The organism is Myxococcus sp. MxC21-1, assembly GCF_032612255.1.
GTDB classification, from domain to species: domain Bacteria; phylum Myxococcota; class Myxococcia; order Myxococcales; family Myxococcaceae; genus Myxococcus; species Myxococcus virescens.
The window spans coordinates 8,059,598-8,071,875 of sequence record NZ_CP123278.1 but is presented as its reverse complement, the minus strand read 5'-3'; the positions used below and the strand labels follow the sequence as shown (position 1 = coordinate 8,071,875).

Genomic DNA, 12,278 nt, shown 5'->3' with positions numbered 1-12,278 from the left:
GGAGGTGCCGTGGCTCACGGCGTGGTGAACAGGGAGCTGATGGTGTCCGCCGTGTGGAGGGGCAGCTTCTCGAAGATGGTGAAGGGCTCTCGCGTCACCTCCTGATGCGGGCTGTCCAGGGCCGTGACCCTCACCGAGTAGATGGCGTTGGGCGCCAGCGTTCCCACGGGCAGCCGGACCTCGGTGGCCGTGCCCGGCAGGTAGAGGGCCGTCTGGGTCGACGCGCTGGTGTTGACGTAGCGAATCAGGCTCACCCGATAGGCGGTGGGCGCGCCGTTCGCGGGTGGCTTCCAGGTGATGATGGGGCTGGTGTTGCCCACCACGCGCTGGGACGTCGCCGGAATGCCGTCGATGGACAGCGCGCGCGGAGGCGTCAGCGCGGGCGTGATGGGGCTCGCCACCAGGTTCTCCACATAGTCCGACGTCAGGAGCGAGCCCGCCACGCTTCGCGTGATGGTGGTGTCGCCCGGCAGGGGCTCCAGGATGCGGTACTGATAGGTGGCGGTACCCACGGGGCGCCACGACGAAGGGTAGGGGTTTCCATACGGCAACCGGTCAGCGATGGTGTGCGAGGTGCCAGGCGGGAGCACGAGGCTGAAGAGCTCCCCCGAGTAGCCGACCCAGCCCTCCTGGGGGCCGTGGGCCGAGGGCTCGATGTAGAAGGTCGGCAAGCGCGCCGTCGCGGCGGGGTGGATTTCGGTGGCGACGGAGGCGTAGTTGCCCAGACGCCACTCGAAGGAGACGTCCGTCATGGGGACGTCCTGCATGGCGCCGATGATGACGAGCGGCGTCACCCCATCCGCGGTGAAGTTGAAGGCAGGCAGTTGCGCGCTGCGGACGAGGGCCGAGGCGACCAGGGGTTCACCGTTCGGAAGCGGTTTTCCGAAGACGTTCGTGAGTTGATTCACGTACAGCCGGTCCCCCTTCGCCGCCTCGAAGACGGGGAAGTTGCCCGACAGGCCGTAGGCCTGCGCGTCCTGCACGTCCAGTTGCGTCTGGCCCGCGGCGACGTAGTCGTTGGTGTACACCTCCCCCGAGAGGTCGACCTGCCCGGAGACAATCTGCAGCCGGCTGCCACCGCTGTACCCGGCGGGATCCTGCCAGGGGGCGAGGTTCGTGAGGTTCAGGTACGCGGGCGTCATGGAGTGAGACGTCGCGACGGCATCCTGACGTCCCAGATAATGACGGCCAATCTCCACACGCCGCTCGTCGGTGACGACATAGGCGCTCCCCGTCTTCAGGTAGTACTCCCCCTGGGGCACGCTGGGAAAGCGGTAGCCCTCCGACGAGGGCGCGCCGGTGTAGCGCGTGAAGCCGGTCCGGGTGCGGACGAGCAACTCGGGAGGATTGGAGGACAGGTCCTTGCTCCGGACCGCGACGCCCACGGAGGTGTAGAAGCGCTCGGTGTGGGTGATGATGACGTCGCCCGAGTCGACATCATCCATTTCGCCGGGGGCATCGTCTTCGCCAGTGGGCTGACCCGTCCAGGTCCCGTCCTCCCCTGGGATGCCGTTGGGTGACGCTGGTGGTGGATTGTCTTTGGGTTCGTTGGTGACATCCGGTCCATTGTCGGCACAGCCCGACAAGACAAGGCACATCGAGACACACGCCACTCCGAGGCGATACATGCGCATGAGTTCCCACGCTGAAAGGTGATGAGGGACAACTGGCGCGGGAGTCTCGGGGAAGTCAGGCGATGTCTGCAACTCAACGCAAGGAAGGCCCATCTTTCCGCCGGGGCTTTAATCCGAAGCCCTGGCGGAAAGTGGACGCGCTCCTCAGGAGTCGTAGCCGTGGTTGCCCTTGAAGACGAGCACCTTGCCGCTGTCTGGATAGAACAGCACCGCCCACGCCTCGTTGTCGTGGCAGTTGTGGCAGGGCACTTCATACGTCGAAATCCAGGCCTGCACTTCGCCGCCGCCGGCAAAGGCATCCACCGCGGCCAGCAGTTGGTCTCCGTCCCGCCAGGGATTGAAGAACAGCACCTGCGACAAGCCGCTGCGGCCGACGAAGCTACCCGTGTCCGGGTATGGCAGTTGAGGGTTCAGCGCGGTGAGCTTCGCCATGACGGACTGAATCGTCCTGGGCTCGGTGGGGCACTCCGGGATGCTGTACGCGTCCACGGGCTCCAGGTGGTGCCAGCTCATGCCCGTGGAGGTGGAGTTCCACTGGAGGCGCTCCGGCTCCAGGACCGAGGCGTCAATGGCCGTGAGGGTCAGGGGCGAGGTCGCTCCATCCTCACAGACGCCCGCGTACATGCAGCGGGACACCTGCCGGTAGGTGCCACACGCGGAGAAGTCCAGTGCGCCCTGTGGCTGCGAATAGACGCACGCGTGCACGGAAGGCAGGCAGGGCTGGCTGGGCCAGACCTCGTAGGCGTCGCCGGAGGTGAGCGCCAGCTCGGTGACGCGCGCGACCAGCCGGGCCGTCTTCTGCGCCGTACCGCCGCCGGTGAGCGCGGCGTTGAAGGTGAGCGGCACGGTGTGCGGGTCGATGGCCTGATAGACGGCCGGGTACCGCCAGTCGAGCAGGAACTGGCCCGCGCTCACGCGGGTGACCGTCGGGGTCCCATCGGGCGCGGTCACCAGGAGCGAGTTCGCCGCCGCGCTGACGTGCCCCCGGTAGACGAGGACGTCATCACCATTGCGCACGTAGACGGGGTTGACCTCCGTCTCCACGGAGATGTCGCTGGCGCCACGGAAGTCGTAGAAGCGCGGCGCCACCACGACATGACATCTCCGTGAAACCCGGACCCCGAAGCGGGCCGGGCTCCACGGAGGGGCTGGCTCAGTCCGCGGTGAAATACACGTTGTCGAGCAGGAGCGTGTCCGCGGCCGGGCCCGCGCCAGCGATGAAGACGAACGGCGCCTGCACCGCGTTGAGCTGCAACCCGCCCGCGACGAAGTCCGCCAGCGGAATGGCCAGGTGGTGCCACTGCCCGTCATTCGTGTAACCGTACCGTGACGCGGGGAGCTGGACACTCTGGTCGTCGTTCATGCCAATGGACACGTTGGCGAAGCCCGGGTCGGCCGAGTTGAGGCTCACGTGCAGCGTCGTCCAGCCATCCAGGTTGCGCGGGGGGCTCCAGTGCACGCCGAAGCCCAGCCACGTCTTGCCCGCGTGCACCACCAGGTCGGACTGGCGGCCCTCGATGCGCGTGGTGGAGGGCTCCAGGGAGAGCGTGCCCTCGTAGAGGTGGATGTGCACGGTGGTGTTGTCCACCGGGATGTCCTGGGAGCGGCCCCCCTCGTAGAAACCCACGCCCAGGCGCCGCTGACCTTCCACATAGGGGAGGGGCCCGGGAGCGCCTCGTCGTTGGGTGCTCCGCCCGCGTCGGGCCGGTTGTAGCCCTGGTCCGTGTAGTCCGGCACGCCCGGGTCGGGACGGCAGCCCGCCAGGAGCATGAGCACCGCGAAGCCCGCGCGCCTCATGGCCGCACCGCCCTATCTCCGCCGCCAGCCGTGCTCATCAACACCCAACCGCCTTGCACCGCGCCCCCCATCTCCACGATGCCCTTGTACGCGGGCGTCGCCAGGTCATAGGCGTAGGTGCCCGTGGCGTCGTACGTCACCGCGTCCGGGAAGGAATCGAGCATCGTTTGATAGGCGCGGATGGCCTGGAGCCGTACCTGCGGCAGGTCCTCCTGACGCGCCTCACCGTTCTGGTAGATGGCGAGCAGGTTGTTGCCTACGTAGAACTGGGCCTCGCCGCCCGGCTCGCGGGCCAGCAACGTGGCCCACGAATAGAACGCGGCCACGTTGCCGGCGCGGGATTCGATGTCCCACTTCGTCTCCGCGCCGGGCGTGCTGCTTCGGAACGGATTGTTCGGGTCGTCCAGCACGGACTGGTCCGGGTAGATGCCGATGTCCGGGCTGTGGAACTGGAGCGTGAGCCCGTCCAGGGATTCGCCATACACGAAGCTGGCGGGGTCGTAGCAGCCGGTGACGACTCCGGCGCAGGCCAGCAGAAGCCACGTCTTCATACGTCCTCCGTTAGAGAGACAGGATGGCATACGCGCCCACCTCGAATTCGCGGCCTTCGAGTCCCTGGTCGAGCGCCGTCTGACTGAGTCCTTCCGAGTACTGGTCCAGCATGCGCACCAGTCCGCGCACGCCGAAGCGCGTCGTCACCGTCCCCATCACCGGGCGCTTGAGGCCGTAGGACAGGTCTCCACCGAGCTGGATGGGGTAGGTGAGGTTGAAGACGCGGTGGTAGTCGTACGGGCCCCAGTTGTTGAAGTGGAGCTGCGTGGTCAGCATCAGCGTGTCCCACAGCACGGAGGCATCCACGCCGAAGCGCCGCACCTGCCGGTCGTCCTCGCCGGAGGACTGGTTGCTGCCGGCGAAGGCGGCGCCGAAGATTTTCAGCCGCTGCATCGGGTTGGTCACCAATCGCAGCGTGGCCTCCCATTCGTCCCGGGCAGACGGCGCGTTGCCGAAGGCCACCATGCTGCCATCCGCGAGGATGGCGATGCCCGCGTCGCGAGACGTCGGTTGCCGCCGGTACACCAGGTCCAGACCCGCGGCGAAGGGCGCGTCCTCGCGCATGTCGCGGTCCCACTGCCAGAACCAGGTGCCGGGCGTGGGGTCGAAGGTGAGGAGCAGCTCGGCGCCCAGCGTCTCGCGGTTGTCCAGGACGGTGAAGGCGTCCACCAGCACGTTGCGCGGACGCACGCCGGCGAAGTACCGCCCCGACTCCGGGTCGAACGCGTCCTCGATGCGTGGGTTGGGCCCGATGAGGGGCTTCTGGTACAGCAGGTTGGGCGACACCTGGAACGCGCTGCCGACCTGCACCACCGCGCCGGCCTGTCCACCGAAGTGGTTGCCACGGCCGCTCTCGCGCAGGCTCCAGCCCGTCAGCAGGATGCCCTGCTCCGGACCGCCGTCCGCCACCAGGCCGCGGTAGGAGCCCTGGAGGAACGTTCGCACCGCGCCCAGGTCATATGTGAGGCGTGCCTTGGCACCCAGGGTGTCGAGCATCCGGATTTCGTCCCGCATCACCTCGTAGCCGCTGTCGAGGTAGCTGGGGCCGTCCGTGGGGCGCGACCAGGTGAACGCCTCGCCCACGCGTTGCGGGGCCGCGAGGATGCCGCCCACCTCAAGCGCCATGGGCCCCTTCGTCCATCCCAGTGACACCGTCGACCTGCGCGCCACGCGCTCGCGGATGACGGAGGCGGTGAGCTGGGTGGAGCCCCGGGCGATGTCCTCCTGGTGCATCAGCGTCAGCGTCACCGGCCCCACGTTCCGGCGGTACTTGGCGACGATGGACGGGTTGGCGCCCCAGTAGAGCTCCGGGCCCACCGCCACCTTGAGGCCCTCCAGGTTGTTCTTTCCGGTGAAGACGACGCCGAAGGGCGCGTTGCCCTTGTAGATGTCCAGGGCGGGGCCGTAGTTCGCCTCTCGGTAGAGGCCGAAGAAGTCGCCTTCCTCGCCCCAGTGGTAGTGGGCGGTGCGGTAGAAGCCCTCCAACTGGAAGTCCGCGCGGTCCAGCTTGAACTCGGCCTGGTACAGCGCGAGCCGGTCCAGGCCCAGCGGCTGCTGCCCCGCCGGGTTGCCCCCGCCGGGCACGGGGGCCGGCCCACGCCGCCGTTGGCCGTCGCGGGCGCGGGGGCGTGCCGCGGTTCTCATAGAAGATGTTGTTGAGGCGGTTCTGCGCCACGTTGCCCACGACGTTGAACGAGGCGCGCCCGTACACGCCCGAGGTCGGCTGGAGCGCCAGGTCGAAGAAGATGGACTCCGTGTGGTCCGCGGCCACCTGGTTGGGCCGCACCGTGGCGATGCTCCCGCGCGACAGCGAGCTGTCCATCAACAGGCGCAGGTTGGAGACGCGCACCGCGCTGAGGTCATCCGCCCGGGCCAGCGCCATGGACGACTCATAGCCGCGTGACAGCTCCGTGGGGCGGATGGCCGCGAAGTGCTCGCGGATGGTGTCGGGGTTGGTGGTGGGGGCGTACGGGTCCATGCGGAAGGCCGCCTGGAGGACGTAGTACGCGGTGCGCGGTTGGATGCGCGCGATGCCGGCCTCGTCCTCGGGGCCCAGCGCGCAGATGCCGAACCACTCCTCGTTCATGTTGTTCTGGCCCGGCACGAAGTCGGATTCGTAGCCGCCGTTGGGCCAGGACGCGGTGGTGTCGTGGATGGAGAGGTTCGCCTCCTGGTTGTACTTCCACCAACCGTCCACCCACTGGAACACGAAGCCGCCCAGGGCGTTCTGCGCGCGGCCCTGTCCGTAGGCCTGGGAGTAGATTTCCTCCCACTGCTTGCGCAGGTACTCGGCTTGCGCCAGGTGGTCCTCGCGGCCGGCTTTGGCGTCGTAGGCGTCCGCGCCGAACTCGGTGAACATGACGGGCTTGTTCAGCTTGCGCAGCACTTCGTCGAACAAGTCGCGGGCGGACGGGCCGCGGTAGACGTTGGAGCCCAGGATGTCCAGCTCGGGCATCAGCCGCGCGATGAGGTCGATGTACTGCAAGTCGCCATTGGCGATGGAGACGGGGTGCAGCGTGTCGCGCTGCTTGATGGTCCGCACCGCCTCGCCCATCAGCGAATAGAGGTGCTCCGCGCGGGCGGTGTCCTCCTGGCCGGGCAGCGCCTCGATTTCGTAGCCGGTCCAGTGCAGGCCGTAGTTGTTCTCATTGCCCAGCATCCACATCAGCACGCCGGGCACGTCCCGGTACTTCTCCACCTTCTGCGCCAAATCGTTGAGCAGCGCGCGGCGGTGGTTCGGGTTGGAGTAGTCCGTGTTCGGCACCATGACGCCGTCCACGTTCGTGCCGTAGCGGCCCATGAGCGGGTTCACCACGGTGTAGATGCCGTAGTTCTTGTGGATGTACGTCACCCACTGCGGCGGGATGTCGTCGAACTGCCGGATGGCGTTGACGCCCATGTCGCGCAGCAGTGTCATCTCGCGGTGCAGCACCGCGCGGATGAAGTCCTCCTTCTGCGTCCACAGCGAGTACCGGTAGTTCTCGCCAATGGGCGTGTAGCCCCAGTTCATGCCGAAGATGGGGAAGTCCCGGCCGTTGACCTGGAGCTTGAAGCCGCGCTCGTCCCGGTACACGCGGACGGACTGCGCCGCCGCGTTGATGGTGACGGGGGACACCCGCACCACCGGCGCGTCCGACGGAGATGGGGGCGTCTCCGGCCCGCTGGGCGGCGGCACCTGACCCAGCGTGAACGCGAGGCTGGTGACGAGGATGAGGGCGTTCACGCGGCGAGCTCCACATCGAGCCCGTTCTTCTCCACCAGGGCCTTGTAGAGGTGAGCGCTGTCCTTCGGGATGCGGCGCTGCGAGTCGTAGTCCACGTAGACCATGCCGAAGCGCTTCTGGTAGCCGAAGGCCCACTCGAAGTTGTCCATCAGCGACCAGGCGAAGTAGCCCGCAAGCGGCACGCCCTGGCGGATGGCCTCCAGTGACGCCTCCAGGTGCGAGCGCAGGTACGCCACGCGCTTGTCGTCATGCACCTTGCCGTCCTCGCTGGGGCCGGTGGCGTAGGCGCAGCCGTTCTCGGTGATGTAGAGGGAGCCGGGCTGGTAGCGGGTGTGCAGGTGCACGAGCAGCCGGGTGAGGGCGGGGGCGTACACCTCCCAGCCCATGTCCGTGCGCTCGGGCTCGGGGTACACGGTGCGCGGCGCGTTCTGCGACTCGGGGATGCGGTCGCTGCGCATGATGGCGCGCGAGTAGTAGTTGATGCCCAGGAAGTCGGTGGGCACGGCGATGGCGGCCATGTCGCCGTCTCGCACGAAGGGCAGCGTGGACGAGGCGAGGTGCCCGTCCTTCACGTAGTCCTCCACCACGTCCTTCGGGTAGCCGCGGCCGTAGAGCGGGTCCAGGAACCAGCGGTTGAAGCTGCCGTCATGGCGGCGGCACGCCTCCGCGTCCTCGGGGCTGGGAGACGCGGGCTCCGCGGGCGACAGGTTGAGGGTGATGCCCACCTCCGCGTTCTTCACGTTGGCGCGGATGACGGGCACCGCCTGGCCGTGGGACAGCAGCGTGTGGTGCGCGGTGGCCAGCACCTCGCCCCAGTTCTTGTGGCCGGGGGCATGTTCGCCGTTGCCGTAGCCGAGCACGCTGATGCACCAGGGCTCGTTGTGGGTAATCCACCGCTTTACGCGGTCGCCCAGCTTGCGGCTCATCACGTCGGCGTACTCGACGAAGGCGCTCGCGGTGTCGCGGGAAGGCCAGCCGCCCAGGTACTGGAGCGCCTGGGGCAAATCCCAATGGTAGAGCGTGACGAAGGGCTCGATGCCCGCGTCCAGCAGCCCGTCCACCAGCCGCGAGTAGAAGTCGAGGCCCGCGGCATTCACGGCGCCGCGCCCGGTGGGGAGCACGCGGGGCCAGGCCACGGAGAAGCGGTAGGACTTCACGCCCAGCCATCGCATCAGCGCCACGTCTTCGCGCCAGCGGTGGTAGTGGTCGCACGCGACCTTGCCGTCCGACCCGTCGCTGATTTTGCCAGGGGTGGCGGCGAAGCGGTCCCAGATGGACTCACCGCGCCCATCGGCGCTGGTGGCGCCCTCAATCTGGAAGGCGGAGGTGGCCACACCCCACAGGAAGTCATTGGGGAACTGCCGCATTTTCGGAGGCTCCTTTCGAGGATTCGAGATGGCAGCGGACCGTGTGGGCCGCGCCGTGGACGTGAGCGGGGGGGAGGGTGTCGTGGCAGCGCGCGTCCGCATGGGGACAGCGGGGCGCGAAGGGGCAGCCGAACACCGGCCTGGGGCCCGTGGCGGGCCGCACGGGCAGCGGGGTGTTGAGGAAGTCCGCGCCATCCGGCACGGCGGACAGGAGCAGCCGGGTGTACGGGTGCCGGGGCGCGGCGAGCACGTCCGCCGTCCTGCCAGACTCCACGACGCTGCCCGCGTACAGCACCAGGACGCGGTCGGCCGGTGGCGCGCGCTGGCCAGGTCGTGGGTGATGAAGAGGATGCCGATGCCGCGCTCGCGCGTCAGACCGCGCAGCAGTTGGAGCACGCCCCGTCGCGTGGACACGTCCAGCATGGAGGTGGGCTCATCGGCGATGATGACGTCCGGCTCCACGGCCAGCGCGCGCGCCACCGCCACGCGTTGCCGCTGGCCGCCGGACAGCTCATGCGGGTAGCGCTGCGCCAGTTGCTCCGCGGGCGTCAGGCCCACGGACTCCAGCAGGGCGTAAACGCGGTCCTCGAGTCCGGCGCGTGTGGCCCGGCCATGGCGCAGCAGCGGGCGCCCCAGGTGATGGGCCACGGTGTGGACGGGGTTGAGTGAGGCGAAGGGGTCTTGGAAGACCATCTGCACGCGGCCCCGGTACGCGAGCGACGCGCCGCCGCGCTCCAGGGTGAGTACGTCCTTGCCGCCCAGCCGCAGGCTGCCAGCATCCGGCGTGTCCAGCCGTGCCAGCACCCGGGCCAGGGTGGACTTTCCGCTGCCGGACTCGCCCACCAGCGCGACGATTTCGCCGCGCTCCAGGGTGAAGGACACGCGGTTGAGAAGGGTGCGGCGCGACCGGGAGAGGAAGCCGCCCACGGGCACCGTGCGCAGCAACTCCGTGGCCTCCAGCAGTGGGGCGCTCATCGGCCACCTCCCTGCGCGGCGGCCTGGGTCGTCACGCGCTCCGAGCTCGCCAGCGTCACGTCCGCCGGCACCTGCGCGTCCGCGGCGCTCAGGTGGGGGAACGACGACAGAAGCAGGCGCGTGTACGGGTGGCGCGCGTCCGTGCGCAGGCGATCGGCAGTGTCCACCTCCACCAGCTTGCCGCCCTGGAGCACACCCACGCGGTCCGAAAGCGCGAGCAGCAGTGGCAAATCGTGCGTGATGAAGAGCACCGCGAAGCCCAGCCGCTGCTTCAACTCCAGCACCCGCTGGAGCAACTCCTTCTGCACCACGACGTCCAGCGCCGTGGTGGGCTCGTCCATCACCACCAGCTTCGGCTCCAGGGCCAGCGCCAGGGCGATGCCCACGCGCTGCCGCATTCCACCGGAGAGCTGGTGCGGCCACGCGCCCACCAGCTGCGGTGCCAGCCCCACCATGGCCAGCAGCTCCCGTGCCCGGGCATGGGCCGCGGCGCGGGTGGTCCGCCCATGGGCGGCGAGGGTGTCGTGGAACTGGTCCTCCAGCGTGAGCACCGGGTTGAGCGCGCTCATCGCGCTCTGGAAGACCATGGACACCTGGCTCCAGCGGTATGCGCGCAGCGCGGTTTCATCCAGCGCCGTGACGTCCGTGCCATTCAGGAGGATGCGGCCCTGCGTGATGCTGGCGGCCGGAGGCAGCAGGCGCAGCAGCGCGTATCCCAGCGTCGACTTGCCGCTGCCGGACTCACCCGCAAGTCCGAACACCTCACCGGGTGCGATGTCGAAGGACACCGAGTCCACCACCCGCGCGGGCCCACGCTCCGTGGCGTATTCGATGCACACGTCCCGGAGGCTCAGCAGGGCACCGGACGGCGGCGCCGCGTCCGCCGAAGAGGACCGCGCCGAGCGGACCGCCGTGGTCGCCACCGGCGGCGCCTTCAGCGCCGGATTGGTCACCTCGTCGATGGCGGAGCTGAGCAGCGTCAGCGAGAAGCCGACCAGCGCGATGCACACACCGGTGGGCACGAAGACCCACCAGGAGCGCGTCAGCAGCGCCGCGTCGTTGCCGGCCCAGTAGAGGTTGGTACCCCACGTCACCGCGCCCACGTCGCCCAGGCCGAGGAACTCCAGGCCCACCTGCGCGCCCACCGCGTAGAGCGTGTTGCCAATGAACGACGAGCCCAGCAGCGACGCCATGTTGGGCAGCAGCTCCCGGACGACGATGCGCGAGCGGCTCTCCCCGCGACGAACGCGGCGGAGACGAAGTCCCGGTTGCGCAGGGCCATGGCCTCGGCGCGGAAGACGCGCGCGTTCCAGGCCCAGCCGGCCAGCGACAGCACCACCACCATGCGGAAGGGGCCGGAGGGCAGGTAGGCGCCCAGGACGATGGCCAGCGGAAGGCCGGGGATGACGAGGAAGACGTTGGTGGTGAGCGTCAGCACGTCATCCACGCGGCGGCCCAGGTACCCGGACGTCACGCCGATGAGCGCGCCCATGAGCGTGACGAGCGTGCCCACCGCGAAGCCGATGGCCAGCGTCTCGCGCGCGCCCACCACCGTCTGCGCCAGCACGTCCTGGCCCTGGCCCGTGGTGCCGAACCAGTGCGCGGCGGAGGGCGGCTGGTGGGGACGGCCCACCAGCTCCGTGGGGTCCATCACCAGCCAGGGCCCGATGAGCGCGAGCACGATGAAGCCCAGCAGGATGCTCCCGCCCACCGCCGCCTTGCGTTGGCGCAGCAGCCGTCGAAGAAGGTCACGCATGGGCGCGGGTCCTCGGGTCCAGCCACAGACACAGCAGGTCCACGGCGAAGTTCGCGGCGAGCACGGCGAAGGTGATGGTCAGGAAGAGCCCTTGCATGAGGGGGTAGTCCTGATTGCGCACGGCCAGGATGAGCAGGTAGCCGGTGCCTGGGTACGAGAAGACAATCTCCGTCAGCAGCGAGCCGCTCAGCACGAAGCCCAGCGCCATGCCGAAGCCCGTGACGTTGGGCAGCAGCGCGTTGCGCGCGGCGTAGCGCAGCATCACCTGCCGGGGCGGAAGTCCCTTCGCGTGCGCCAGCCGGAGCGTGTCCGTGCCCAGCGTGGCCACCATGGTGTTGCGCATGCTCAGCATCCACCCGCCCAGCGTGGCCGCAACGATGGAGGCCGCGGGCAGGAAGGCGTGCCGCGCCACGTCCGCCGCGAAGGTGAGGGACAGCGCCGGCTCCAGGTCGTGCGAGTACGCGTGCCGCAGCGGGAACCAGCCCAGCCCGAACCCGAAGAGGTACAGGGCCAGCATGGCCAGCCAGAAGTAGGGGAAGGCCCCCAGGAAGGCGAGCGCCGGCGCCACCGTCGCGTCCAGCCACCCGCCGCGGTTCCACGCGGCCAGCACGCCCAGCATGGAGCCCACCGTGAAGCTGATGATGACCGCGCACCCGGCCAGCCCCAGCGTCCACAAGAGGCCGGTGCCAATCACCTCGGACACGGGCGCCGGGTAGTACGCGTAGGACAGGCCCAGGTCGCCGCGCAGCAGGTGCTTCAGGTACGTGGCGTACTGCACGTACCAGGGCGCCTCCGTGAAGCCGAAGGCGGCGCGCAGCGCCACCATGGCCTCGGGCTGCACGCGGCCCTCGAAGCGCGCGAACATGGCGGACGCCGGGTCACCGGGCGCCAGCCGGGGGATGACGAAGTTGAGCGTCAAGGACGCCCAGGCCGCCAGCAGGTAGAAGCCCAACCTCCGCAGGACGTAGGCCATG

10 protein-coding genes and 1 pseudogene are annotated in these 12,278 nt (G+C 69.0%); all 11 read right to left on the bottom strand.

The window, feature by feature from the left end; genetic code table 11:
* Positions 1-14: 14 nt before the first annotated feature.
* A complete protein-coding gene (locus tag QEG98_RS36035; RefSeq protein WP_316564534.1) occupies positions 15-1,445 on the bottom strand; it encodes a fibronectin type III domain-containing protein in 1,431 nt (476 codons plus the stop codon).
* A gap of 333 nt (positions 1,446-1,778) precedes the next feature.
* Positions 1,779-2,726 (bottom strand): hypothetical protein, encoded by a 948-nt coding sequence (locus QEG98_RS36030; protein WP_316564533.1) that lies wholly within the window; start codon positions 2,724-2,726, stop codon positions 1,779-1,781.
* Between the two features lie 61 nt (positions 2,727-2,787).
* A complete protein-coding gene (locus QEG98_RS36025; protein WP_316564532.1) occupies positions 2,788-3,261 on the bottom strand; it encodes a hypothetical protein in 474 nt (157 codons plus the stop codon).
* A gap of 166 nt (positions 3,262-3,427) precedes the next feature.
* The gene (locus QEG98_RS36020) at positions 3,428-3,982 is read right to left on the bottom strand and encodes a hypothetical protein (protein ID WP_316564531.1); all 555 of its coding nucleotides are present in this window, start codon (positions 3,980-3,982) and stop codon (positions 3,428-3,430) included.
* A gap of 1,115 nt (positions 3,983-5,097) precedes the next feature.
* Positions 5,098-7,206, bottom strand: coding sequence for a glycoside hydrolase family 2 TIM barrel-domain containing protein (locus tag QEG98_RS36015; protein ID WP_316564530.1), 2,109 nt, complete (start codon positions 7,204-7,206; stop codon positions 5,098-5,100).
* Positions 7,203-8,573 carry a GH1 family beta-glucosidase gene (locus QEG98_RS36010; RefSeq protein WP_316568020.1) on the bottom strand — a complete coding sequence of 457 codons (1,371 nt, stop codon included), beginning with the start codon at positions 8,571-8,573 and terminating at the stop codon, positions 7,203-7,205. The genes QEG98_RS36015 and QEG98_RS36010 overlap by 4 nt, the downstream gene beginning before the upstream one ends.
* Positions 8,554-8,823 carry an oligopeptide/dipeptide ABC transporter ATP-binding protein gene (locus QEG98_RS36005; protein WP_316568019.1) on the bottom strand — a complete coding sequence of 90 codons (270 nt, stop codon included), beginning with the start codon at positions 8,821-8,823 and terminating at the stop codon, positions 8,554-8,556. Before QEG98_RS36005 ends, QEG98_RS36010 begins: the two co-directional genes overlap by 20 nt.
* A gap of 233 nt (positions 8,824-9,056) precedes the next feature.
* Positions 9,057-9,548 (bottom strand): annotated as a pseudogene (locus QEG98_RS36000) (ATP-binding cassette domain-containing protein); the annotation flags it as partial.
* On the bottom strand, positions 9,545-10,741 hold the full coding sequence (locus QEG98_RS35995) for an ABC transporter ATP-binding protein (RefSeq protein WP_316564529.1): 1,197 nt from the start codon (positions 10,739-10,741) through the stop codon (positions 9,545-9,547). The gene QEG98_RS35995 and the pseudogene QEG98_RS36000, both read right to left, overlap by 4 nt.
* Positions 10,639-11,304 carry an ABC transporter permease gene (locus QEG98_RS35990; RefSeq protein WP_316564528.1) on the bottom strand — a complete coding sequence of 222 codons (666 nt, stop codon included), beginning with the start codon at positions 11,302-11,304 and terminating at the stop codon, positions 10,639-10,641. The genes QEG98_RS35995 and QEG98_RS35990 overlap by 103 nt, the downstream gene beginning before the upstream one ends.
* A complete protein-coding gene (locus QEG98_RS35985; RefSeq protein WP_316564527.1) occupies positions 11,297-12,277 on the bottom strand; it encodes an ABC transporter permease in 981 nt (326 codons plus the stop codon). Before QEG98_RS35985 ends, QEG98_RS35990 begins: the two co-directional genes overlap by 8 nt.
* Between the last annotated feature and the right edge of the window lies 1 nt (position 12,278).